The 23,875-nt window shown below is 39.7% G+C and carries 24 protein-coding genes and 1 riboswitch; of the genes, 11 read left to right on the top strand and 13 right to left on the bottom strand.

The annotated features are described in order from the left end of the window. Nucleotides 1-119: 119 nt before the first annotated feature. Nucleotides 120-328: riboswitch (cobalamin riboswitch) on the top strand. A 23-nt stretch (nucleotides 329-351) separates the two neighbouring features. The 8 genes from PYV58_RS02815 to PYV58_RS02780 all read left to right on the top strand — a co-directional run bounded on the left by PYV58_RS02815 (nucleotide 352) and on the right by PYV58_RS02780 (nucleotide 8,407). Beyond that, nucleotides 352-2,217 (top strand): TonB-dependent receptor, encoded by a 1,866-nt coding sequence (locus PYV58_RS02815; RefSeq protein WP_034612404.1) that lies wholly within the window; start codon nucleotides 352-354, stop codon nucleotides 2,215-2,217. A gap of 109 nt (nucleotides 2,218-2,326) precedes the next feature. Then, nucleotides 2,327-2,905, top strand: coding sequence for a cob(I)yrinic acid a,c-diamide adenosyltransferase (locus PYV58_RS02810; RefSeq protein ID WP_034612401.1), 579 nt, complete (start codon nucleotides 2,327-2,329; stop codon nucleotides 2,903-2,905). Nucleotides 2,906-3,018: 113 nt separating this feature from the next. After that, the gene (locus PYV58_RS02805; protein ID WP_034612399.1) at nucleotides 3,019-3,741 is read left to right on the top strand and encodes a glycerophosphodiester phosphodiesterase; all 723 of its coding nucleotides are present in this window, start codon (nucleotides 3,019-3,021) and stop codon (nucleotides 3,739-3,741) included. A gap of 359 nt (nucleotides 3,742-4,100) precedes the next feature. Beyond that, nucleotides 4,101-5,264 carry an acyl-CoA desaturase gene (locus PYV58_RS02800; protein ID WP_004725954.1) on the top strand — a complete coding sequence of 388 codons (1,164 nt, stop codon included), beginning with the start codon at nucleotides 4,101-4,103 and terminating at the stop codon, nucleotides 5,262-5,264. Between the two features lie 94 nt (nucleotides 5,265-5,358). Next, nucleotides 5,359-5,688 (top strand): DHCW motif cupin fold protein, encoded by a 330-nt coding sequence (locus tag PYV58_RS02795; protein WP_004725953.1) that lies wholly within the window; start codon nucleotides 5,359-5,361, stop codon nucleotides 5,686-5,688. Nucleotides 5,689-5,765: 77 nt separating this feature from the next. After that, nucleotides 5,766-7,223, top strand: coding sequence for a YdiU family protein (locus PYV58_RS02790; RefSeq protein WP_034612397.1), 1,458 nt, complete (start codon nucleotides 5,766-5,768; stop codon nucleotides 7,221-7,223). 179 nt (nucleotides 7,224-7,402) lie between these two features. Further along, entirely contained in the window at nucleotides 7,403-8,002 is a 600-nt protein-coding gene (locus tag PYV58_RS02785; protein WP_004817028.1) for a L,D-transpeptidase family protein, read from the top strand. A gap of 24 nt (nucleotides 8,003-8,026) precedes the next feature. Beyond that, a complete protein-coding gene (locus PYV58_RS02780; RefSeq protein ID WP_034612395.1) occupies nucleotides 8,027-8,407 on the top strand; it encodes an MmcQ/YjbR family DNA-binding protein in 381 nt (126 codons plus the stop codon). Between the two features lie 203 nt (nucleotides 8,408-8,610). Here PYV58_RS02780 and PYV58_RS02775 read toward each other — a convergent pair whose 3' ends face one another. Together PYV58_RS02775 and baeS are read right to left on the bottom strand one after the other, a co-directional pair. Further along, complete coding sequence (locus PYV58_RS02775; protein ID WP_004725942.1) at nucleotides 8,611-9,297, bottom strand: response regulator; 687 nt, start codon at nucleotides 9,295-9,297, stop codon at nucleotides 8,611-8,613. 15 nt (nucleotides 9,298-9,312) lie between these two features. After that, nucleotides 9,313-11,055 carry a sensor histidine kinase efflux regulator BaeS gene (gene baeS / locus PYV58_RS02770; RefSeq protein WP_034612452.1) on the bottom strand — a complete coding sequence of 581 codons (1,743 nt, stop codon included), beginning with the start codon at nucleotides 11,053-11,055 and terminating at the stop codon, nucleotides 9,313-9,315. A 138-nt stretch (nucleotides 11,056-11,193) separates the two neighbouring features. Here baeS and PYV58_RS02765 point away from each other — a divergent pair, with 138 nt between their 5' ends. After that, the gene (locus PYV58_RS02765) at nucleotides 11,194-11,814 is read left to right on the top strand and encodes a hypothetical protein (protein ID WP_034612391.1); all 621 of its coding nucleotides are present in this window, start codon (nucleotides 11,194-11,196) and stop codon (nucleotides 11,812-11,814) included. Nucleotides 11,815-11,887: 73 nt separating this feature from the next. Here PYV58_RS02765 and yjgA read toward each other — a convergent pair whose 3' ends face one another. The 9 genes from yjgA to mazG form a co-directional block, all read right to left on the bottom strand. Then, a complete protein-coding gene (gene yjgA, locus PYV58_RS02760; RefSeq protein ID WP_004725935.1) occupies nucleotides 11,888-12,427 on the bottom strand; it encodes a ribosome biogenesis factor YjgA in 540 nt (179 codons plus the stop codon). 2 nt (nucleotides 12,428-12,429) lie between these two features. Continuing rightward, nucleotides 12,430-12,699: an HPr family phosphocarrier protein gene (locus tag PYV58_RS02755; protein WP_004725933.1), complete on the bottom strand. Its 270-nt coding sequence runs from the start codon at nucleotides 12,697-12,699 to the stop codon at nucleotides 12,430-12,432. Further along, entirely contained in the window at nucleotides 12,696-13,547 is an 852-nt protein-coding gene (gene rapZ, locus PYV58_RS02750) for an RNase adapter RapZ (protein ID WP_004725931.1), read from the bottom strand. The genes PYV58_RS02755 and rapZ overlap by 4 nt, the downstream gene beginning before the upstream one ends. A 25-nt stretch (nucleotides 13,548-13,572) precedes the next feature. Next, a complete protein-coding gene (gene panC, locus PYV58_RS02745) occupies nucleotides 13,573-14,418 on the bottom strand; it encodes a pantoate--beta-alanine ligase (protein ID WP_034612387.1) in 846 nt (281 codons plus the stop codon). Between the two features lie 2 nt (nucleotides 14,419-14,420). Continuing rightward, entirely contained in the window at nucleotides 14,421-15,230 is an 810-nt protein-coding gene (gene panB / locus PYV58_RS02740; protein ID WP_004725927.1) for a 3-methyl-2-oxobutanoate hydroxymethyltransferase, read from the bottom strand. A gap of 46 nt (nucleotides 15,231-15,276) precedes the next feature. Further along, nucleotides 15,277-15,762 (bottom strand): 2-amino-4-hydroxy-6-hydroxymethyldihydropteridine diphosphokinase, encoded by a 486-nt coding sequence (gene folK / locus PYV58_RS02735; protein ID WP_034612384.1) that lies wholly within the window; start codon nucleotides 15,760-15,762, stop codon nucleotides 15,277-15,279. Continuing rightward, nucleotides 15,756-17,237, bottom strand: a complete 1,482-nt coding sequence (gene pcnB / locus PYV58_RS02730; RefSeq protein WP_034612381.1) for a polynucleotide adenylyltransferase PcnB — start codon at nucleotides 17,235-17,237, stop codon at nucleotides 15,756-15,758. Before pcnB ends, folK begins: the two co-directional genes overlap by 7 nt. A gap of 147 nt (nucleotides 17,238-17,384) precedes the next feature. Further along, nucleotides 17,385-17,846: a ComEA family DNA-binding protein gene (locus PYV58_RS02725; RefSeq protein WP_004817015.1), complete on the bottom strand. Its 462-nt coding sequence runs from the start codon at nucleotides 17,844-17,846 to the stop codon at nucleotides 17,385-17,387. Continuing rightward, on the bottom strand, nucleotides 17,839-18,618 hold the full coding sequence (gene mazG, locus PYV58_RS02720) for a nucleoside triphosphate pyrophosphohydrolase (RefSeq protein ID WP_034612378.1): 780 nt from the start codon (nucleotides 18,616-18,618) through the stop codon (nucleotides 17,839-17,841). The genes PYV58_RS02725 and mazG overlap by 8 nt, the downstream gene beginning before the upstream one ends. A 105-nt stretch (nucleotides 18,619-18,723) precedes the next feature. Between mazG and PYV58_RS02715 the strand changes: the two genes are divergently transcribed. Together PYV58_RS02715 and PYV58_RS02710 are read left to right on the top strand one after the other, a co-directional pair. Beyond that, nucleotides 18,724-19,497, top strand: a complete 774-nt coding sequence (locus tag PYV58_RS02715) for an SDR family oxidoreductase (protein WP_034612375.1) — start codon at nucleotides 18,724-18,726, stop codon at nucleotides 19,495-19,497. A gap of 196 nt (nucleotides 19,498-19,693) precedes the next feature. Beyond that, complete coding sequence (locus PYV58_RS02710) at nucleotides 19,694-20,068, top strand: hypothetical protein (RefSeq protein ID WP_034612372.1); 375 nt, start codon at nucleotides 19,694-19,696, stop codon at nucleotides 20,066-20,068. A gap of 77 nt (nucleotides 20,069-20,145) precedes the next feature. Here the strand turns inward: PYV58_RS02710 and PYV58_RS02705 are convergent, their stop codons facing one another. Both PYV58_RS02705 and rlmD read right to left on the bottom strand, forming a co-directional pair. Beyond that, nucleotides 20,146-22,452, bottom strand: a complete 2,307-nt coding sequence (locus PYV58_RS02705) for a bifunctional (p)ppGpp synthetase/guanosine-3',5'-bis(diphosphate) 3'-pyrophosphohydrolase (protein ID WP_004725915.1) — start codon at nucleotides 22,450-22,452, stop codon at nucleotides 20,146-20,148. Nucleotides 22,453-22,479: 27 nt separating this feature from the next. Further along, nucleotides 22,480-23,874 (bottom strand): 23S rRNA (uracil(1939)-C(5))-methyltransferase RlmD, encoded by a 1,395-nt coding sequence (gene rlmD / locus PYV58_RS02700; RefSeq protein WP_004817006.1) that lies wholly within the window; start codon nucleotides 23,872-23,874, stop codon nucleotides 22,480-22,482. Nucleotide 23,875 lies beyond the last annotated feature (1 nt).

Genomic DNA, 23,875 nt, shown 5'->3' with positions numbered 1-23,875 from the left:
GACCAAACTGATTTTTTCAGTATTTTAAGCAAATCATTGTAAAGCAAATTTATTCACTTGCGTTAAAGTTCTATAGGATTATCTGTTTTACATTGTTTATACACTAAACAAACTTTATACTGCACACAAATGCAACAAGTCTAGCTTAAGGCTTTGGGAAGTTGGTGGAAATCCAACACTGCCCCCGCAACGGTAAAATGAAAATATTATTCTTTAATAAGTCAAAAGACTTACACCACTGCAATGTTTTGTGGGAAGGTGGAATAATCTGAATCGCTTTAGGTTCTATATTTAAGTCCGGATACCAGCTTGTTGTGCCCTTAAACTCAATCATTCACGGGGAGTGAATGTATGGAGCATATCATGTCTGTTATTTTTAAACCTACTGCACTTGTAGGTGCTGTCGCTATTGCGATGGGGTTATCTTCTACTGCTTTTGCAGAAAATCAAAATCTGACTTCTGATTCGACAGCATCATTGTCACCAATTGTTGTGACAGCCACTCGTTCAGAAGAAAACCTTAAGAATGTCCCAGTTCGACTCACAGTTATTGAACAAAAGACAATTGAACAAAATCCTTTACTCAATGTCTCTGATATTATCCAACGTGATCCCTCTGTTTACATTAAGCAAAGTGGTGGTATTGGGCAAGTTTCAGAAATTGCACTTCGTGGTACGAAAGCTGTACATACATTAGTTTTAAAAGATGGCGCTCGCTTAAATAGCCAAAATGAATTAGGCCCTCTATATCCTGCTTTTCTAGATACAACAGACGTTCAACAAATTGAAATTTTGAAAGGTCCTGCATCTGTTCAGTATGGTAGTGATGCAATTGGCGGTGTTGTTCAACTTATTTCAAAAAAACCTGTAAAATCTGGTGCGGAAGTGACCGGTATTTATGGTGAAAACAATACTTATAAAGCGATTGCCAAAGCAAATTTAGTGACGGATCAAGGCTTCTATGCACAGGTCGGTGGTCAACGTTTAGAAAGCGATGGAACACGTATCTTTGAAAGCCAACCTAAAAATGAAAAAGCAAGCTATGACCAAAAAGGCTACAATGCCAAATTTGGTTATTCACAAGAAAACCTAGTTGATGCATATGCTTCGATTAGTGAAAATAAAGGCACAAATATTTTTAGTAATGACTATATTGTCAATACTGCACCACGCGAATTTGAAAACCGTGTGATCAATGCCAAAGTTGCTTATAATATTTTGCCTGATTTAATTTTGAATGCGCAGTATGCAAATGTTCAAGATAAACAGAATGTTCCAGCTTATGCATCTCACTACAATACTGAAAACAACCAAGGTGATTTAAACTTAAAATGGAAATTCACACCAAATCAAAATGTCTTGGTTGGTGCAACATATAATGATGCGAATTATAAAAGTAATACCATCTTGAAAAATGATCAAAGTGTGAATAGCACAGGTTACTATTTACAACACCAATTCAAAAATGAGTTGTTTGACACCCAAGCTGGTATTCGTGTAGAAGATAATGAACGTTTTGGTACTCACACTGTAGGACAAGGTGCAGTACGTTATCATTTCTTACCTAATGCAAGTGTATATGCCAATATCGGAAGTGCTTTCCGTGCACCAACCTTAAATGAACTATATTCACAATGGGGTGGTAATGAAAAATTAGAGCCTGAAGAGAGTACCTCTTATGAACTTGGCTTTGACTACGATTTAACCTCAAATATTAGTACAAATCTTTCTGCATACCATACCAAAATTAAAAACTTGATTATTTTCAATTACCCTGCTGGTAATGAAAATGTTGATAAAGCTAAATTTACTGGCGGTGAAGCAGAAGTTAAATGGCATCAAGATGACCTGTTCCTCTCTACCGCATATGCTTATGTGAAGACAGAGAATGGCAAAGATGGTAATGAAATTGCCTATCGTCCTCGCCAAACACTCACTTTAACCACAGGTTTAGAAAATTCAACTTATGGTATCAGTGCTTCATTAATTGCACGTGCTAAAGCATATGTAGATGCTGCGAATAAAACTCGCGTTCCAGGTTATGCAACTGTGGACTTAAATGCTTATTGGAATGCAACGCCAAATGTTAAAGTCTTTACCAACATTCAAAATGTAGGTGATGTTGAGTATCGTGAAGTATTCAATAATTATCCAGCACAAGATTGGTATATCAACAGTGGCCGCCAAGCTTCAGTTGGGGTAACTTTCCGCTACTAAAAGCGACACCCAAAAAAAATATCTAAAACAGCGCAGTTTATGGATAATGTTTTGACCGACATTATCCTTTTTTATTCTTTATCTTTACATTTTTATCTAGGACAAAATTATGGGACATCGTTTAAGTAAAATTTATACCCGTACAGGCGATTCAGGCACCACAGGATTAGGAGATGGTTCTCGCGTAGCGAAAGATGACTTACGTATTAACGCTCTCGGTGATGTAGACGAACTAAATTCTATTGTTGGTGTATTACGTTCACAAATTTCAATGAGTAACATCGTCGATAAAGCCCATTGGGATAAATCACTGAGCTTGATTCAACACTGGCTATTTGATTTAGGTGGTGAAGTCTGTATTCCTAACTACAACTTGCTCCAACCTGTTTGTGTTGAATTTCTTGAAAAAGAAATCGACAAAATGAATGAAGACTTACCAATGCTCAAAGACTTTATTCTACCTTCAGGAACATTAGCATGTAGTTATGCGCATCAAGCACGTGCTGTATGTCGTCGAGCAGAACGCAGCTTAATGACTGTACACAGTCGTGATCAAAATATTCAAGCAACTGCTCTACAATTAATTAACAGATTATCCGACTGGTTTTTTGTTGCTTCACGCACCTTACAACGCGCAGAAGGCGGTAGTGAAGTGCTTTGGCAAAAGAACATCAATGACACGATTTAACGATAAATCACTGTCTAAAAGTAATTTTTTAACAGTATGATAAAATCAAGTTATTGCTAAAAGTAAGACTTAAACGATTACTAGACAGATGAAAATGAGTATGTGAGTTCATTATGAGAATTATCGGACATCGTGGCGCGCGTGGTGAAGCACCTGAAAATACCTTAGCTGGATTTCAATATATTCACGATTTAGGTATCCGTGCAGTTGAATTCGATGTTCGACAATTAAAAGATGATGAACTCATTATCATGCATGATGATAATTTTTTAAGAACAACTGGAATAGATCAAGCACTGTATGATTTAAACAGCGCTGAATTAGAAGCCTATAACCAAGCCAATATCTGGATGGATTGGGAAAAACAAATTACCCCAACCTTAAGCCAAAGCCTAAAGATTATGCAGGACTTTGAGCATATTGAAGTTGAAGTGAAAGCTGTAGAAACATTGCAACACGCTGAAAAACTCATCATCGAATTACAAAAACAACTGCAAAGTTTTGAAAATGTTGCAGTGATTACCAGTTTTGATTTAAAAATACATCAAGCCTTACAACAGCAAAACTCAAGTTTTAAACGTGGTCTACTGATTGAAGATGACATCCAACAACGTGCGATCGAACAGGCATTACAACTGGGATGCTGCCAGATTGGATGGATGAATCAATTGGCAACAGATGAGCTCATTCAAGCAACTCAGCGTGCAGATTTGGACATCAGTGTTTGGACCGTCAATGATATTGAGCGCGCTAAGCATTTAAGAGATTTGGGGATCAATGGATTAATTACTGATTTCCCCAAAATAATGCAGCTTGCCTTAGCACAAATTCAATAACTCAACCGCCCTTAATAACACAATAAAGTAGAATTTTATTTTGAACTTTAGAGAGTCCCAAAATTAAAATTTAACTTGAGAATCAATTGTCTAACCCCCTAAAAATCAAATTGGATAAGACAGAAAAATTCTTACACTATTTTGACATTTAAATACGACGTTTTAACCATTCATTTTTTTCGATCAAACCGCTAGAATTCATGTTTTATTCTGTTACTGTTTTATACAATACAGATGTACACTAATACTAGTGAACACATGTTCGCCCATGATAATATCTGTGAAAGTATAGCCTAGAAAAATGCTGAAGCTATGCGTTTAACTTTACCTGATTAAGGTTCTTAGGAGTGCTGTTGGAGATGAATGCTCCCCTACCCAAAGCCCCAATAAATTGGATCGGTGTTTTTGCCTTGGTGTTTTTACCCCTTGTGGCAGTAATTGCGATCCCTTTATATGCCTACCACCATGATTTTAGTGCGGCAGCTTGGATTAGTTTATTCGTTTTACTCGGTCTCAGTAGTTTAGGTATTACTGCAGGTTATCATCGCTTGTGGGCACATCGTGCATACGAAGCGACTTTACCACTTAAAATCATTTTGATGATCATGGGAACTTTTGCTGTTCAAAACAGTATTTTGTTCTGGGCTTCTGGTCACCGTACACATCACCGCCATGTGGATGATGTAGATCAAGATCCGTATTCGATTAACAATGGTTTTTGGTACGCTCATATTGGCTGGATGTTACGTAATTATCCTGCTGCTGAATCAAATTATAAAAATGCACCTGATTTGTTGAATGACAAAGTGGTTATGTTCCAAGACAAGTATTATGTTCCACTTGTGATTGCTGTACATGCTGCGATTTTAGTTCCACTGGGTTGGGCTGTAGGAGACATGTGGGGCGTATTACTCTTAGGTGGTTTGCTCCGTTTAATCATTAGCCATCATGTAACATTCTTTATCAACTCACTCTGCCATATGTGGGGCAAACGTCCTTATACTGACGAAAATACTGCACGTGATAACTTTGTTCTTGCCATTGCAACTTGGGGCGAGGGTTATCATAACTATCACCATATTTTCCAATACGATTATCGTAATGGGGTGAAATGGTGGCAATATGATCCAACAAAATGGTTGATTTGGTCGTGCTCTAAAATCGGTTTAGCCAAGAACCTACGTCGTATCCCAAGCTTTAATATCAAAAAAGCGGAATTGGCGATGAGATTTAAATATGCTGAACAGGATTTAGCGATTTATGGTCATAACGTCAATGCAGATATTATCGCGATGAAACAAAAAGTATCGCAAGAATATGAAGCATTCACCAATACATTAAATGATTGGGCTGCGTTAAAAGAACAAGAGCTACAAGCGAAAAAAGCATCTGTTGCTGAAAAGATCCACCAAATGGATGTCAAACTCAAAGTTGATTTCCAATTGGTCGAACAGAAACTTGCTTTCCATCGTGAACGCTTAGAAACATTGATGCGTGGAATCAAAAAGAACGTTGTTTCTTAATTCTCAATACACATCAAAAGCAAAGCTCCGAAAGGGGCTTTTCTTTTATCCATTTTTACAGACATTCATACTGAGAATATTGAGAGAAAATAATATGCAAATTAATAACATCCCCTTTGGTATTACCAACTGGGCAGAAGTTCCAACAACACGCCATGAGGGTGAGCAAGGTTTTGCACTTTGGCGCACACAGCAATTTGACAATATTCGAGTGCGAATGGTCGAATATTCTGTCGATTATTTGGCTGACCACTGGTGTTTAAAAGGTCATATCCTGTTTTGCTTGGAAGGTGAGTTGCACACTGAACTTGATGATGGACGTACCTTTACCTTAAAAGCAGGGATGAGTTATCAAGTTGCAGATCAAGCTGAAGCGCATCGTTCTTCTACCGCATTTGGTGCAAAGCTATTTATTGTCGACTAAAACAGTCGACATTATCTCAACAGCTTAAAACTTTGCTATATTGAGAGGGACAAGTAAAACCATTGTGACCGATCGCTATGCAATTTGCCCCACGTTATCCATCTCTCGATTCAAAGCTCTACCATGAGCAAATGCCTAGCCCACTGAAAGGTGCAAAGGCTGGGCATTTTAATGCTGCGCTTGCGGATGAATTACAATGGTCTGAAGATGAAAAAGCCCAATGGGTCGAGATTTGTAGCGGACAAAAAACCTTTGCTGAATTTCATCCCCTTGCCATGGTTTATGCAGGGCATCAATTTGGACAATGGGCAGGTCAATTGGGTGATGGGCGTGGCCTATTGATAGCGCAAATTTTAAATCGACAAGGTCAAACCATTGACCTCCATTTAAAAGGTGCAGGCTCAACCCCTTACTCTCGTATGGGAGACGGACGTGCTGTATTACGCTCTGTGATTCGTGAATATCTAGCAGGTCATGCACTCAATGCACTGGGGGTTGCTTCAAGCAATTCCATAGGCTTTACTTCTTCAACCCAAGGTGTACAACGAGAAAAACTTGAACTTGGTGCAATGATGTTACGCACTTCGGATTGCCACATCCGTTTAGGGCATTTTGAATGGATCAATCAATATCAGCCAGAGTTACTCACTGAATTTACCCAAAAATGTATTGAATGGCACTATCCACAATGTTTAAGTGCTGAACAGCAAAAGTTTGAAGACACTGTTTTAGCATTTGCAACGCAAGTGATCCAAAACACCGCTGTCATGATCGCAAAATGGCAATTGGTAGGTTTTGCGCATGGGGTCATGAATACGGATAATCTCAATATTACAGGTTCTACCCTTGATTTTGGCCCTTATGGCTTTATGGAGCGTTTCCGTCCCAATTGGATCAACAATCATAGTGATTACAATGGCCGTTATACCTACCAAAACCAACCGAGTATTGCACATTGGAACTTATGGAATTGGTTAAACAATTTAATTCCACTGGCACAAGCAGAAAATAAAGAACAATTTAAGCAAGACCTCGTCGAATGTTTAGAGCATTTTGAACCGACCTTTCTAGAACATTATACCCATGGGCTATGCCAAAAACTTGGACTACCTGCCTTCCACAAAGATAGTTTTGATTGTGGTATGGCATTTTTAAGAATTCTACAAAGTGAGCAACTCGACTATACCGACAGTTTTCTTCGCTTACAGAATAAAGAATACGAAGCTATTAAAGATGATTGCCTAGATCGCTTTCAATTTGAAAACTTCTTGACGCAATATCACAGTATTCGTGAGCAGCAAGATATTGATGTACTTGATGCAGAAATGAAAAAGGCCAATCCAGTCTATATTTTAAGAAATCATATGCTACAAACAGCCATTGAACAGGCTGAACGTGATGATTTTTCTGAGGTTGATCGTCTATTTAAATTGCTTAGTCATCCCTTTACCAAACAAACGGATTTAGAAACAGCCAAAGATTTAGCGCCTTTACCGAGCGACGTTCCTGAAGTGATGGTGAGTTGTTCGTCTTGATCAAATAAATTGCCGAATCACTTTCTTTGATCTGACCCATCATAGTTACCCACAATTTCTGTGGATAAACTTGTGTTTATCCACAGGATAAATCCACAATCACAAATTAACTACAGCTTTTGTCTTTAGAATGAATAAAATTTAGGCAATACAGGGTTTTACAACATTAGTATTCTAAAATGAATAAAAAATACCTCATTCCATGCTTGATTCTTTTGGCTATAGCTATAGCAAGTGTCTGGACTTATCAAAAATATAATCAATTTATTCCAACCGCAAATGCTGCTATACATGTGCAGAATTTATCTGAGCAAGAGATTCAACGACTTCGTCAAAACACGCCAATCACCGAAGTTAAAGTTTATAAATCAGATCGTATTGTTAAACTCATGCATCATGATCAAGACATACGAACATATCCAATGCGCTTAGGCTTTGATCCTATTGGACATAAAGTTAAAGAAGGTGATGGAAAAACCCCTGAAGGTCGTTATATTCTAGATTGGCGGAATCCCAATAGTGCATTTTATAAATCGCTGCATGTGTCCTATCCAAACCAACAGGATAAATCTAAAGCCAACCAACTCGGTGTTTCTCCTGGTGGTGACATTATGATTCATGGTTCAGCAACACGCTCACAAGTGGAAAAGCTGCCTAGTTTAATGACCTACTTACCTAGAAATGACTGGACATGGGGGTGTATTGCCGTTAGAAATATAGACATGGATGAAATTTGGAAGCTGGTCGATGATGGAACAGTGATTAGCATTTATTCATAAAGAATATTTTAAAAAGAGACAATGATGACTGGTGAAGAAATCCGAACTTTAGCATTTAAGATTGCATCACATTTACCTAAATCCGAACCTGACTATCCTTTTGGTGAGGATGTTCCTGTTTTTAAAGTGATGGGAAAAATGTTTATGTTAGGCTCTGAACTGCATGGCAAAAAACTGATTAATTTAAAAGTTGAACCTGATCATGGCGAAATGTTGAGAGATCTCTACCCCTCGATTCAGGTGGGCTACCATATGAATAAACGTCATTGGATTTCAGTCTATGAAGGCGAACAGATCAGTGCTGATCTGATTCAAGACTTAGTTGAAGGCTCTTATGAGCTTGTGAGCAAGAGCCTGACCAAAGCCCAAAAGCAGGTATTGGCGGTTTATCAACACATTAAATAATTAGCGGGCTTTGGATCGCACATTTGACCAACAGACCTAAGCTCTATCTATCCACGATTCAGTCAAAATCAGAATGTATCAATAAACATAAAGTTATATGTTTATTTTTCAAACATAACTTTTTACATTTATAAACATTTACCCACAATATCTGTGGATAAACCTGTGTTTATCCACAATGATGAACTTAAAATGTTGAAAACTTAATCTTCTGGATATTCAAAACGGTAGCCTACGCCATAAACAGCTTGTACCCATTCATGACGATTTCCAGTTTCCGCAGCTTCAGATATTTTACGACGTAAGTTCTTGATATGACTATCAATAACACGGTCAGCAACATCAAAACTATCTGGGTTAATATGGTCTAAAAGTTGCGCTCTAGAATAGACTTGTCCCAAATGTTCGAGGAAAAGCTCTAAAAGGCGGAATTCAGTTGGCGTTAAATTCAACGATTTTTGTTGATACCAGATACGTTGTTGTGCTTTATCAATACGAAATAAGTCATTGGCTTCAGGTTCAGCTTTACGTTCTAAACGGCGTAATACCGCTTGTACACGTGCCACCAACTCTTTTGGGCTAAAAGGTTTGCAGACATAGTCATCTGCTCCCATATTTAAACCCAAGACACGATCGATTTCTTCAGTTCGTGCAGTCACCATGATAATCGGTAAGTCGGTTTGCTCACGTACTTTACGGCAAATGGTCAAACCATCCATACGCGGGACCATCAAATCCAACACCATTAAACTTGGCTTGCGTTGCAGGAAGCTGTCATAAGCTTCTTGACCATCATGAAACATACTGACTTCAAAGCCCGCTGCTTCTAGATAATCCCGCACCAATTGCGCAAGTTCAACTTCATCCTCTACCAGCATGATATGCTTCATGTTGTACTATTCCTTTTAAACTTTAGTATGTTTTGAAAATGTCAGTTTGCAACGCAAACCGCCTAATGGCGAATGATCAAAAGTAAGCTGACCACCGAGTGTTTGTGCAATTTTACCTGATAAAGCCAAGCCCAATCCTGTACCACCCGTACTACGTGTACGTGAATTATCCACACGATAGAAACGTTCGCCCAAGTGTGCAATCTGTTCATCACTCAGACCCAATGGGCTATCATCGACGATCACACTCCAAGAATCTGCATCTTGCTCTGTATGCACTTGGACTTCACCACCTGCCTCAGTATAGCGAATACTATTTCCAAGTAAGTTGACCATAATTTGCTTAAAGCGATCTATATCTAATTGTAATTTCGCTCCCTCACCTGTGGCAGAAATTGTTAAATCAGCCTGTTCAAATTTAGGTTTAAAATTCTCTATTTCTTGTAAAACCACCGACCAAGGATCAATTTCTGCAAAGTAGCATTTTAATTGTTGTGCTTCAGCTTGCGCCAAATCGGCTAAATCCTGTGTCAACTTTTTCAAGCTCGTAACCTGACGTAACATCGCTTCAAAATGTTCAGGTGTCGGCTTGCGAATCCCATCTTGCATGGCTTCAATCTGTGCTTGTAATACTGCTAATGGCGTTTTTAACTCATGTGAAGTATCTGCAACCCACTGACGGCGTGATGTTTCATGCTGGTCAAGAATGACGGCCAACTGATTTAACTCTGTCGACAAGTCTCCTAATTCATCATTGCGGTTAATCACCACTTGATGCTGGTAGTTACCTTTGGTTAGTTCGCGAGTTGCGTTCAATAAACGTTGAATCGGTGTTTTAAAATAAGTCGCCAATAACAATGCTGCAACCAAACTGGATAAGAAGGTGAAGATATAAATCAGCACTAAATAACGCTTTTGATTACTAAAGAAGTTAATACTCAGCGCATCATCCTGATCTAAAACTGGTTTTAAACCCAAGTAACCGACCACTTCGTCATTGACTAAAATCGGACGATAAGACACCTGATCATCTGACGGTTCACCTAAAATAAACTGTTGTTTTGCATCATATAAAGAAAGTCGTGAACTCAGTCCCAAACGGTCAGGCAATGACACAAATATCTTTTTGCCATTCTGCGGATTTACCGTTCGCATCGGATCTCGCGTTGATGCTTCTTTCGCTGCAGAAGCTGCTGCTTCGTGTCCTGCTGAAAGATGACTTTTATCTTTACCTATAGGCGGTTTATTTGCTTTACGATCTGAGGGTCTATATAAGTTTTGATTTGAACTAAGCGGAAATTTCAAACCTTCAAAAGGTTGATAAGCCGAGGGTAAATTTTCTTCGAGAATTTTCAGTTCTTCTTTATCCAGCTGAGACTTATGAACTGCACCGTCCGTTTGTCCCAAAGTCGTCACCATTGTATGTTCTTTAAAGTAGCGTTGCTGTAAAGCGATATCATACTGACGACGTAGCCACCAGCGTGATAATTTATCATAATCATCAGGCGCAGCATCACCTTCAATTTGCAAAATCTGTGCTTGAACCGCGTTACCCCAGTCTTGATAGACCCCATATACATCTGCCAAGTTTTCGATCAGATGATCAAGTTTCTGCATTTCAACATCTGCAACATATCTGGCAAAGTTCTTTTGCATGGTCCAATGTAAGACACCCAAGCTCACTGTTGTAATGACTAAAGTTGTCAACAAAACAGTCAGAAATAAGCGTAATGCAATGGGAACTCGACGTATTTTCAAAACTGGTCTCACGTTTTTCTTCTCATTTCAACATTGTACCCAACAGTTGCTCAAAATTCTCTCCATTGTTTCTACATCATTATTATTTAATCTTTACTGTATCAACAGAACATCAAAATATTCATTGGAGTAGTAACAATGAAAGCAATGACAAAAATCGCACTGGTATCAGCAAGTATTTTAACTGCGGGGGCTTTGACAGCCTGCCAATCCAATCCTGGTCCTAAAGACGGTCCAGATGGTCGCCCAATGATGCATGGTGAGCATCATAAAATGTCACCAGAACAACGTGAAGAAATGAAACAGAAGCGTGCTCAACATAAAGCGTTACGCCAACAAATGCAAAAAGCCTGTGATGGTAAAGCAATTGGTCAAACGGTTCAGGTGACAGCAGGTCAGCAAAATATTAATGGTACATGTAATATCGTATTCAAGCCTGATCACAAGGCGATGAAAGAGATGAAACAAGATTTCCGTCGTGATGGAGAACAACGTGGCCATATGATGCGTCATGACGGGCCACGTATGAAAGACATGACCGAAGAACAACGTGCTCAAATTAAGCAAGAATTTGCACAAAAACGTGCAGAACGTAAAGCACAGTGGGATGCGATTCAAAAATCATGTGCAGGCCAGACTGATGGCAAAGCAATCCAAGTAAAAATGGGTGATAAAATCATCGATGGTAAATGTGTTGTTAAATTCCAACCAGAATTTAAACCAGGCGAAAACATGCCCATGATGCCATCAAAAGTTTAATTCCTATCTCGGTTAAATATAAAAAACGACCCAAAAGGGTCGTTTTTTATTTGCCACGAACATTTATTTGAGTTTACTTGGAATTATCCGAAATCAAAGCCACTTGTTGGGCATAATTTAATAGCTTAAGTTTAGAAGCCGCTAATTCTTCAGCAGTAGCTTGACGGGTGATATCCCGATGAATGCGCAATACATGCTGACGTAAAGAATGACTTTCTGCAGCATTATAAGATTTACAGAATTCTTTAATTGCAGGATCACGCTGTTCAATCATTCGATCAACCCAACGATCCAATTGCGCCAACTTTTTAATCCCTTGTTTAGGGGTTAAATAAGACAAAATGATAGCTTCGTCTTCATTACGCAAAAGCTTTCCAATCCGTTGAAATTGACGGCGACGTGCTTCAAAAGACGTGATCAATTGCACATCAAGCAAAGCCTCAATCAACCGATCTTCAACAGGTAAAGATTCAATTTGTTTCTTCGACAACTCTGCGAGTTGTTCACCTAAAGCAGCCATACGTTGTACAGCTTTTTTCTGTTCGGTTTTACTTGCACGCCCTTCTAAAGACTCAAAATCATCTTCAGTAAAACGTTGCGGACGACGTGCCACGATTATTCTGCCTCGTAAAATTTATCTGCGAACAGTGCTTGAACTTCAGACAAAGCTTTTTCTTCATCTGCACCATCAATCACTAGACGCAAGGTGGTTCCTTTACCCGCTCCGAGCATAAGTAAAGAAAGGATATTCTTGGCATCGACTAACTTGTCACCCTTACCAATTTGAATAGAGCATTTAAATTTAGTCGTGACTTCGATTAGTTTTCCAGATGCACGCGCATGTAATCCTAATTTATTAATTACGTCAACAGTTGTGTCAATCATGACCAGTGCTTCATTTCTCTATGTAATACCTGAATAGTCCATTTCGACTCAAGAGCCTTTTTCAACCTATCCACAATATAAACCGAACGATGTTGCCCCCCCGTACAGCCAATTGACACTGTAATATAGTGACGATGACCTTCCGAAAAAGCAGGCAACCACTTATTTAAAAACTGATAGATGTCTTGATACATCTCATTTGCTTGCTCGCTGGCTTCTAAAAATTTACGTACTGGTTCATCTAAACCCGAATATTTACGTAACTCTAAATCCCAATGTGGATTCGGCAAATGCCTTACATCAAAAACAAAATCTGCATCTAATGGAATACCATGTTTATAACCAAAAGATTGCAAAATTAAAATGAGTTTATCGGACTGTCCCAGTTTGGACAATAAGGTATCTTTTAAATCGTGTACACTTTTATCCGTTGTATCGATATGTACTGTTGCTCGCAGTTGAATGGGGAGCAATAAATTTTTTTCTTCTTGAATACATTCATTCAAACTTTGGAAGCGGTTTGACAAAGGATGTGGACGTCGCGATGCGCTAAAACGTGAAATCAACTCCTGATCACGCGTCGTTAAATAAATAACGTCTACGCTGCCATGTTTCTGTAACTGTTGAAAAACCTGATCAAAACCTTGTAAATCTTCTTTGGCGCTTCGAACATCGACACCCAGTGCCAATAATTCTAAATTGTTTTCTCTATCCAGCTTTTCAACGATTTCAGGAAGCAATGCCAAAGGCAAATTATCGATACAGTAATAACCCAAATCTTCAAGCACCTGCAAAGCAGATGATTTACCTGAACCAGACTGTCCTGTTACGATAAGTATGCGCTTCATGGCATGGCGATCCTAAAAGCAAAGTTTATGTAAAATGTTTTACTTGTAAATTGTCAATCAGACGAGTCTTGCCTAATTTCGCTGCAACAAACAATACAACATCTTGGTCGAATTGTTCAACTTTTTGCAACGTTGGACTACGTGCTTCGACATAATCCACAATCAACCCTGCATCATTTAAACTTTCACGAATTTGCGCCAAGACATCTACAAGTGTTTTACCTGCATGTAAATCTTGTTCAGCAGTCGTTAAGCTCTTAAAAATAACAGGAGCTGTTTGACGATCTTGTTCAGATAAGTAACCATTACGAGAACTTAAGGCCAAACCATCTTCAGCACGTGCAATTGGCACACCAATCACTTCAATTGGCATATTCAAATCACGAACAACCTGCTTAATCACAGCCAATTGTTGATAATCTTTCTGTCCAAAAAATGCAAAGTTCGGCTGTACAATATTAAATAATTTGGTGACAACAACAGCAACACCATCAAAATGACCTGGACGTTGTAATCCGCACAAGTCATTGGTAATTTCGCCCACACTAATATTGGTTAAGCGTGGGAATTTACCATACATTTGTTCCACAGAAGGTGCAAAAACAATGTCGCAACCCACTTCAGCAAGTAAATTACTGTCTTGCTCAAGTGTACGAGGATAATTATCAAAATCTTCATTCGGTCCAAATTGGATTGGATTGACGAAAATACTGACCACCACCACATCACATAATTTACGCGCTTCACGAACCAGATTTAAGTGGCCTTGATGTAGATTTCCCATCGTCGGTACAAAACCAATGATTTTACGTGCCGATCGAGCAGGTTGAAGTGATGCTGTTAATCCTTGAATGGTCGTTTCTGTTTTCATGTTTACAGCTCTACTTGGAAAGTATGTTCTTTGGCAGGGAATGATTGCTCTTGTACAGCAACATGATATGCCTTAAATGCATCCACGATTGCAGTTTCCCCTGCTTGTTCTTTCATAAAATTACGTACAAAACGTGCCACTTTACCAAACGTCAAACCAAGCATATCTTGCACCACAAGTACTTGACCATCGGTATCTGCACCAGCACCAATGCCAATCACAGGAACGTGTGGGAACAATTCAGCAATTTCTTTACCCATCTGTGCCGGAACACATTCAAGCAATAACACAGCGGCACCTGCCTCAACTACAGCTTTACAGTCCGCAATCAGTTGATCTGCTGATTCACGCGTTTTCGCTTGTAATTTATAACCACCAAAAACATGCACCGATTGTGGTGTTAAACCCAAATGTACACAAACAGGAATACCATTTCGTGTCAAAACTTCTACAGTTTCAGCCAGCCACTCACCGCCCTCAATTTTCACCATTTGAGCGCCCGCTTGCATCACGGTTTTTGAATTGAGCAACGCATCATTGAGCGTGGCATAACTCATAAAGGGTAAATCACACAGGACAAACGCATGTTGATTTGCACGACGTACAGCCGCAGTATGATAAGCCATATCTGCAACAGTCACAGGCAAGGTAGAATCATGCCCTTGGATTGTCATCCCTAAAGAGTCACCAATCAAAATGGTGTCAATCTCAGCAACTTCCATACCTTTTGCCATACTTGCATCATAGCAAGTTAAGCATGAAAATTTACGTCCCTGAGTTTTGAATTGTCTTAAATCACTTAGGCTAATCATGACGATATTCCTCTATCAATGAGAGTTCCTCTGCCCATTCAATCCTTTAATCAGCCCATGACTGATCTGCTAAAACACGAAGGGTTGAATGTTGCACGAAATCTAACTTTTGCAATGATTGTCCATTGACTTGGATCTCAGGATCGAGATCCAACAATGGAATCACCACAAAATCACGCTCTAAAATACCGATATGCGGTACTGTGAGCCGCTCATTTATAATGTTTTTTTCAGCATAAAGCAAAAGATCTAGATCTAAAGTACGCTCACCCCAGCGGCGTAACCGTACTCGACCTGATTCATTTTCAATACGTTGCAGCTCATCCAGCAAGGCCAAAGGCGCTAAATCGGTGTGTAATTCTGCAACTGCATTGTGATAATTTGGCTGATCTTGAGGCCCCATCGGCGGGCTTTGATACAGCTTTGAAACGATAACAACACCTAAGTTTCTGAGTTTTTCTACAGCTTCCCGTAAAATTTGCTCAGAATCACCTAGATTACTGCCTAAACCAATATAGGTTTTAATCATGATTGGGTCGGTCCAAAAATCACACTGCTTAAATCACGTTGTACGCGTCTACGCTTGGTAATTGGATGATCCGCTGTGATCTCGCCTTTGTTTACTGCTGTTCGAGCATCATTTCTACTTCTAAAATCTTGAGATGATGTTGAATTTGGCTTAGTCCGCGAACGACGGCTACGAGATTCTTGTTCTTTCACCAATGGTTCAATTTGCGTGGAAGCTGCTGCTTTTACATCTTCAACAGGGGCAACTTCAGCAAGTTTCTTACGACTCTTGGCACGCTGACGATTATAGCTGCCAATTGCACGCTCTTTCTCATCAGTCGACATGTCTTGGTAAGCTTCCCACCATGCACCCATACCATTAGTAGAAGCATCACCTGACTTCTCTCTCAACAGCAAGAAGTCAAATCCTGCACGGAAACGTGCATGACCTGAAAGCGCTTCAATCTGTTGTGGTTTCGGGTTGAGCAAACGACTTTGCATTTCCCAGACTTCACGAATAAAGGTTTCGGCAAAACGAGGAATAATGGTTCGTGTCGCTTGGCGTTTTAACACATCCAAACCTGCTTGAGCACGTGCTTCTGCAGCAACCACACCTTTAGCATGGTAGAAATCACAACGCGCTAAGAAATTATTCCAGAGCAATACCGCATAGAAAAATGCAGGATTAATGGTTTTACCCATTTGAATCCGTTGATCGGTATTCTTCGCTGCACGCTCTATAAATTGGGTAATCTCAGGGCTAATATCAGCAAATAATTGCTTCCAAATACCAAATTCAATCAACATCGGCATCACACGATGCAAATGCCCCATGGTGAATAATTTTTGCGACTCATCATATAAACGATGTGGAGAAACATCACGCAGCAATTGCGTCATTTCTTGGGTAAAAACGTCTAATATTTTAGGATCTATACTAAAATTTAACTTCGCAGCAAAACGTAATGTACGCAACATCCGTACTGGATCTTCTTCAAAACGAAGTGCTGGATCACCCAATAGTCTTAAAGTTTTAGTTTTTATATCATCAATAGCATGACAAAAATCGAGCACTTCCCCTTTTCGAGGTTGGTAATACATGGCATTGATGGAAAAATCACGTCGAGCAAAATCTTGCTCTATTGTTCCCCAATTGTTGTCACGTAAAATCATCCCTTGTGCAGAGGTAATGGCTTTTTTCGGTGGGGCACGGAATGTCGCCACCTCAATCAATTCACGACCTGAGTACACATGTGCCAATTCAAAACGTCGCCCAATAATTCGGCAACGACGACCAAATACCTCTTTCACCTGTGAAGGTGTTGCATTGGTCACAGCATCGTAGTCTTTCGGATTTAAGCCAAGCATTAAATCACGTACACCACCACCGACTATATAAGCTTCATAGCCAGCTTTAGTTAAAGAATCAATAACATCTAAAATGGAGGAAGGTAATTGAGCGGTGGATAACCCACACTTTGACGCACGCAAAGTTTGCAAAAGACACTGTCTCCTACGTCAGGACGTAAAAATCATAATTGTGCTAATGATATCGCTTACACAGCTAAAGGGCAATTTGATTCTCGCAAACTTCACTTGAATTTATGGACTATTGATAATTCGTCGATCTACAGGCTGTTAAACCCATCATAAACTCAGCCGTGCTCTATTCTGCTCGAAAAGTTTCTCGCCAATCCCTTTGACCTTTTTTAAGTCATCGATACTTTTAAATCCGCCATTCTGATTACGATAAGCAATAATCGCCTGTGCTTTCTTTGCCCCCACACCCGTGAGCTGTTGTAATTGTTCAGCATTTGCAGAATTTAAACTGACTTTTAAAGCTGAGCTGTTTGAAGACTGGGCAGATGATGAAGGGCCTTTGTGACTACTGTTCGATGGCGATTTTTGGCTATTCGGTCGTGAAAGATAGTATTGATCGTCGACTTTTTTTAATTGTGCATCATGGGCCTGTTGTTGTGCTTTCCAGTTGAGATAAGCTTGATCAAACTGTTGTGCATACAAGCTCAAGGAGCAACTCAAAAGCACCAATAAAAAAGACGATTTAATTAGTTTTACTACACGATTAAAATAAAAATGCTGATTACTCATTGCTAACCTGTGATTTTAATTGTTGCTTTGCCTGATCCCAAAGAAGATCCATTTCTTCTAAAGACACATCTTCTAATCTTTTATTTTTAAAATTGATTTGATCTTCAATATAAGCAAAGCGAGATTTAAATTTATAAATGGTTCCTAACAGCGCCATCTCACTTGAAATGCCTAGTTTACGCCCTACATTGATTAAAGAAAATAAACAATCACCAAATTCATCCATAATTTCATCAGGTTTTTCCGATTGCAGCGCCTCTTCAAACTCTGCCAGTTCTTCTTTGACTTTATCGTAGGCCTGCGCCACATCAGGAAAATCAAAGCCTACTTTTGCGACATTTTTTTGAATGTTTTCTGCCTGAGATAAAGCGGGACCATGTTTTACCGCATCTAATCGAGATTGAGTTTTGCCCTGTTTTTCTTGTTGTTTAATTTCCTGCCACAACACCGACACTTGTTCAGGCGTTAAATTATCAAATTGTTGTTTTTGGAAAACATGTGGATGGCGTCGGATCAATTTTTGACAAAGTACATCGACAACATCGTTAAAATCAAAAGCCCCCTGCTCACTGTACATCTGTGATTGAAAAACCACTTGCAGCAATAAATCACCTAATTCATTTTTAATTTCATCTATATCACCAGAACGTACTGCTTCTTCTACCTCATATGCTTCTTCAATCGCATAGCGCGTTAAACTTTCAGGTGTCTGTTCACGATCCCAAGGGCATTCTGCACGTAATTGTTTCATGATGGCGAATAGCTGTTGCATTTTATGTCCTTTAAGATCAATAACAAATGACTGCACAACACTTGTTGTTATGCATGTTTTATGTTCAACTCTTTGCAATCAAAATAAACTAAAAAGGATGCTGCAATGAGTCAAAGCATATTCATTAGTGGTGCTGCGCAAGGGATTGGGGCTGCGATTGCACGTCTATTCTACCAACAAGGTTATCAAGTTGGTATTTATGATATCAATGAAGCGCAGGCTCAAATTTTAGCAGATCAATTGGGTGACAATGCCAAAGCGGGCAAATTAGATGTGAGCGATTATGCACAATGGCAAACCGCGCTTAAAGAATTTTCTCAATGGGCAAATGGCCTCAACATTTTAGTCAATAATGCTGGGATTCTTTATTCTGGAGATTTTGAAAAAACTCAGATTAGTGACCATCACCGCACAATCAATATCAATGTCAATGGCGTTTTAAATGGCTGTCATGCCGCACTTCCTTATCTGAAAGAAGCAAAATTTGCGCGTATCATCAATCTTTCCTCAGCATCAGCCATTTATGGACAAGCAGATTTAGTCTCTTATTCTGCCAGTAAATTTGCCGTACGCGGTATTACAGAAGGGCTAGATATCGAATGGCAAAAATACGGCATTCGTGTACTGGATGTGATGCCGCTTTTTGTCCAAACAGCGATGGTGACAGACATGGATGCAGGCGCGATTCAAAACATTGGGGTCAGTCTCACGCCCCAAGATGTTGCCGAACAAGTGTTTGGCTTAGTCAAAGCCAAAGGAAGCATCTTAACGGCTACGCATACGCCTGTGGGATTGAAAACCAAAATTATGTTCCAACTCTCTGCAATCAGCCCCCAGTTTGTCAATCGTTTAGCCAATTTACTGCTCACCAAAAAGTAATTTTTGCTCGCCTATAGGTCATAAAAAAATTATGGCTTATAGGCTTAAGTCATTTATATTGATATAAAAATATTTTAGATTTTGATTGTAATGCCGCCTTATGGAAGCGCCTATTTCGCTTCCTGACAGCTTTGTAATTTTTGTTTTTGTTATTTTAATTTATAGTTTTGTTTCCAATGTGCAAATGGAATAAACAATGAAAAAAACACTCCTAACAATAACCATACTTGTATCAAGCACAATCCTAACTGCTGCCCCACTGAGTACTACTGAACTAAAAAGTATGGATTGTGCCGCGCTTGCTGTTGAAAAAGCCAATGCAAGCCGCGTGCTCTCCACTTCTGAAACTAAGGCAACAGGCAAAACCATTAGTAAATGGGCGGGTCTTGCAAGTAGTGCTTTAAATGCTTTTGGTGGGGGCTCTGATACAGCATCCAAAGCTGGAGGCTTTGCCAATAAGGTCTCGACTGAGTCAGATCCTGGTCAAGTCGATACTCAACTTATGACTGATGCTCAAGCCAACATAGAAAATATCGCCATTTACCAAAACTCAAAAAAATGTAGCGTGTAATTTTTATAGGGTGATTTCAAATCAAAAAACCTGCATTGTGCAGGTTTTTTTGAAATACATGAGGTCAGAACAGCGAACTAATTGCCTTGAACCAAGCGTCGAGCACTGATAATGCCAGGCTGTTGTTCCAATCTTGCCAAGAGGCGAGACAATTGCGCCAAGCCTTTCACTTCAATCAACAATTTCATATTGGCAATACCATCTGCTTCAGAAATCGTATTCACCTGACGGATATTGATCTGATCTGAAAAAATCACTTGGGTCAAATCTTTTAACAAACCACGGCGATCATACGCTTCCACCACAATTTGCACACTTTGCCCACGTGTCGGTTGCATCTCCCAATCCGCTTCAACCGCACGATCAGGTTCTAACTTGATCATGCGCATATAATCTGGGCATGCAACCTTGTGAATACTGACACCACGATTCAATGTGATATATCCAGCAATCGATTCACCATGAACAGGCTGACAACATTGTGCAATATGTAATTCAACATTGTCCAAACCATCAATTAAAATTCCATGCGCCGACAAGGTATGACTTGCGCGTGGATTTAATGTTGGTTTTAAAACCAGCTCTGGTTCATCCTGATCTAAGTGCATGTGGCGATTGACTTGATTGATCAAGGCATGCAGGCTAATTTCCCCACTCACCAATGACACAAGAATGTCATCCCCAGTTTTCACATTGAAATGATTACAATAATCACTTAAATCAATACTTTTCGGGTGAATCGCTAAACGTGAAAGTTCTTTATTAAGTAACTCACGCCCAACTTCCAGATTTTTGCTGCGATCTTGTTGTCTAAACCAGTGGCGCAACTTGTCACGCGCACGCGCTGTTTTAATATAACCCAAAGAGTTAACCAACCAATCACGATTGGGTTCACGATCTTTCTTGGTTAAAATCTCAACCTGTTCACCTGTTTTTAAGGTATAGGTTAACGGCACATAGCGTTGATTGACCCGTGATGCATAGCACTTATTGCCGACTTCGGTATGCACATGATAAGCAAAATCAAGCACCGTCGATCCGCGTGGTAATTCTTTAATATCGCCATCACGACTAAACACATAGATTTTTTCAAAACCTTCAAAATCTTGAATTTGTTCAAAATCTTCTGTTTCATCTTCATTGGGATGCGCACTGGTTTCGGTACGTTCTTGATAATGTTCAAGCACTGCACGTAAAGAATGCAAACGATGATTAAATGAATAGTCAGTGGTTTTCGAGCCTTCTTTATAATTGAAGTGTGAACACACGCCCAACTCGGCTTCTTCATGCATTTCTTTGGTTCGGATCTGGATTTCCAAAGATTTATTTTCTGCAATCACCGCAGTATGCAAAGAGCGATAACCATTGGCTTTGGGATTGGTAATATAGTCATCGAACTGATGAGGAATATGACGCCAAATTTGATGCACAATGCCTAAAGCGTGATAACACTCTGCGACAGATTTAACCAAGACCCGTAACGCGCGAATATCATAAAGCTGATCAAAACTTAGATTTTTACTCTTCATTTTGCGGTAGATCGAATAAATATGTTTGACCCGACCTGAAATCTCGGCCTCGATATCATGCCCAGCCAACTCATTTTTGAGTTTATCCACCACAAACTGGATATATTGTTCACGCTCTAGACGCTTTTCATTGAGTAAAGAAGCAATCTCTTTATAACGTTCTGGTGCCAAATAACGGAAAGCAAGATCTTCGAGCTCCCATTTTAATTGGGCAATGCCTAAACGATGCGCCAAAGGTGAATAGATGGTGAGAATTTCTCGTGCAACACGCTCTTGACGTTCTTTTGAAGAATGCGCCAATTCACGTAAAGCAAAGGTCCGTTCAGCCAGTTTAATCAAGACCACTCGGACATCTTCTGTCACAGAAATCAACATCTTGTAGATGCCCGTCAGATGTTCACGCTGATTATTATTAAAGTGATCTTCTAAACGTTTATTCTTTTCAATCAGTTCAGAAAGTTTACCCATCGCCAAAGTGCCTTTGACAAGGTTGTAAACCTGCTCACCGCATTGCTGCTGTATTTCCTCTAAGGTGGTGAGATCCTCACGCACACTACGATAAAGCACAGCTGCTGCCAGCGTATCTTCATCGACATGTAAATGTGCGAGAATATCGGCCATCCCAATGCCTGTTGCAAAGGTATTGGTTCTGGAATTTACTGTGGTCGCCAATTCTTTTTGTAATACTAATTGCGCGACTTCTTCTAACTGCTTAAGTTCAGCACCGTCTAAAATTCCACGCACTCGATCTAGCCAAGTTGCTAGAGCCTGTTGCGCTTCATCGGCATGTTCTACAGTCGCTTCCTCTGATAGCTCATTGAGCTGATCAGGAAGTTGCTCACGTACTGTGACCATACCCTACTCCTCTAACTCTATATTTCATTATAAATCGTTTATCTCTAATTTCTTTTCAAACAAAGCAATCGATTCTACATGCCCTGTGTGCGTAAACATGTCCATCACACCGGCTTTAGTGAGCTGATAACCATGTTGTACCAAAATTCCAGCATCTCTGGCCAATGTTGCTGGATTACACGACACATAAACGATTCTTTGCGCACCAAATTTGGGCAAATAATGCATAACTTGTTCTGCACCCGCACGAGGAGGGTCAATCAATAATGCATCAAATCCTTGATTTGCCCAAGAATAATGCGAAAAGTCTTTTGTTAAATCTTGTGAATAGAATTTAACATTGCTTATGCGATTGTTCAGTGCATTTTCTGTACCACGCTTCACCATCGCTTCGCTACCTTCAACAGCAATGACTTTTCCTGTAGCACCCACACGTTGAGCGAGCGGCAGAGAAAAATTCCCCAATCCACAAAATAAATCCAAAACAGTTTCACCTGCTTTCAACTCAAGCAAATCACATGCCAGATTAACCATCTGTGGATTTACAGTGGGATTCACTTGGGTAAAATCTGTTGGATTAAACGCAAACTCGATATCAAAATCTTTTAAACGGTAATGCAAATGCATGTCTGCCTGAGCATCATCTAGCCGTTGTACACTTTCCACACCCGCAGGTTGCAAATACAACTGCCACTGTTTCTGTAACGCATATTGTTGCAATAGGTTGACATCATGGGCTTTTAATTTTTCAGTATGGCGAACCAATAATGAAATTTCGCTATCGCCTTTGGCTAATTCTATATGACCAATGCTGCTTTTGCCTTTTAGACTTTCGAGTAATGCCTTGATTTCAGGTAAGGCCTGATCTAATTCAATATCTAAAATTTTACAGGTTTCAATTGCAGTTAAGTGATTGCTCTGCGCTTCACGGAAACCCATCAATAATTTATTTTGTTTAGCTAAATAACGCACCCCTATTCGGGCTTTATGCCGATAGTCGGTACGCGTTGAACGCAATGGCACTAACCACTGTTCAGGTACTAAGCCTGCAAAGTGGCTAAGATGTGATTTTAAAACATCTTGTTTTAAGCGAATTTGCTCATCTGGATGAATATGTTGCATATTGCATCCACCGCAAGTACCAAAATGTGGGCAGATCGGTTGAATACGATATGGATTTGGCTCGCTGAGTAATTCAATACTGTCCGCTTCTTCAAGTTTGGATACTTGACGCGTCACTTGAGCTTTTACGATTTCACCAGGCAGTGCATAGCGAATAAAAACTTTTTTACCCTGCTTTTCACTTGGATGATTGAGTTCTGTTCCATAATGCGCAATCCCTCGCCCTTCGTGTGACAATCTTTCAACTTTAAAAATATATTGTGGAAGCTGAGATGGTCGAGGTTTGGCTCTATGTTTCAAA

This window comes from Acinetobacter sp. TAC-1 (assembly GCF_029025845.1).
GTDB lineage: Bacteria > Pseudomonadota > Gammaproteobacteria > Pseudomonadales > Moraxellaceae > Acinetobacter > Acinetobacter guillouiae.
This window is presented reverse-complemented; position numbering and strand designations above follow the sequence as displayed.

Bases quoted from the DNA above. Each gene is read 5' to 3' on its own strand.
- rapZ (WP_004725931.1), bottom strand. From the start codon at position 13,547: ATGAAGCGCATACTTATCGTAACAGGACAGTCTGGTTCAGGTAAATCA.
- PYV58_RS02765 (WP_034612391.1), top strand. From the start codon at position 11,194: ATGAAAGCAATGACAAAAATCGCACTGGTATCAGCAAGTATTTTAACT.
- PYV58_RS02755 (WP_004725933.1), bottom strand. From the start codon at position 12,699: ATGATTGACACAACTGTTGACGTAATTAATAAATTAGGATTACATGCG.
- PYV58_RS02790 (WP_034612397.1), top strand. From the start codon at position 5,766: ATGCAATTTGCCCCACGTTATCCATCTCTCGATTCAAAGCTCTACCAT.
- panC (WP_034612387.1), bottom strand. From the start codon at position 14,418: ATGAAAACAGAAACGACCATTCAAGGATTAACAGCATCACTTCAACCT.
- PYV58_RS02800 (WP_004725954.1), top strand. From the start codon at position 4,101: ATGAATGCTCCCCTACCCAAAGCCCCAATAAATTGGATCGGTGTTTTT.
- PYV58_RS02810 (WP_034612401.1), top strand. From the start codon at position 2,327: ATGGGACATCGTTTAAGTAAAATTTATACCCGTACAGGCGATTCAGGC.
- PYV58_RS02710 (WP_034612372.1), top strand. From the start codon at position 19,694: ATGAAAAAAACACTCCTAACAATAACCATACTTGTATCAAGCACAATC.
- panB (WP_004725927.1), bottom strand. From the start codon at position 15,230: ATGATTAGCCTAAGTGATTTAAGACAATTCAAAACTCAGGGACGTAAA.
- mazG (WP_034612378.1), bottom strand. From the start codon at position 18,618: ATGCAACAGCTATTCGCCATCATGAAACAATTACGTGCAGAATGCCCT.
- PYV58_RS02705 (WP_004725915.1), bottom strand. From the start codon at position 22,452: ATGGTCACAGTACGTGAGCAACTTCCTGATCAGCTCAATGAGCTATCA.
- PYV58_RS02715 (WP_034612375.1), top strand. From the start codon at position 18,724: ATGAGTCAAAGCATATTCATTAGTGGTGCTGCGCAAGGGATTGGGGCT.
- PYV58_RS02785 (WP_004817028.1), top strand. From the start codon at position 7,403: ATGAATAAAAAATACCTCATTCCATGCTTGATTCTTTTGGCTATAGCT.
- PYV58_RS02805 (WP_034612399.1), top strand. From the start codon at position 3,019: ATGAGAATTATCGGACATCGTGGCGCGCGTGGTGAAGCACCTGAAAAT.
- PYV58_RS02725 (WP_004817015.1), bottom strand. From the start codon at position 17,846: ATGAGTAATCAGCATTTTTATTTTAATCGTGTAGTAAAACTAATTAAA.
- PYV58_RS02795 (WP_004725953.1), top strand. From the start codon at position 5,359: ATGCAAATTAATAACATCCCCTTTGGTATTACCAACTGGGCAGAAGTT.
- PYV58_RS02780 (WP_034612395.1), top strand. From the start codon at position 8,027: ATGACTGGTGAAGAAATCCGAACTTTAGCATTTAAGATTGCATCACAT.
- PYV58_RS02775 (WP_004725942.1), bottom strand. From the start codon at position 9,297: ATGAAGCATATCATGCTGGTAGAGGATGAAGTTGAACTTGCGCAATTG.
- PYV58_RS02815 (WP_034612404.1), top strand. From the start codon at position 352: ATGGAGCATATCATGTCTGTTATTTTTAAACCTACTGCACTTGTAGGT.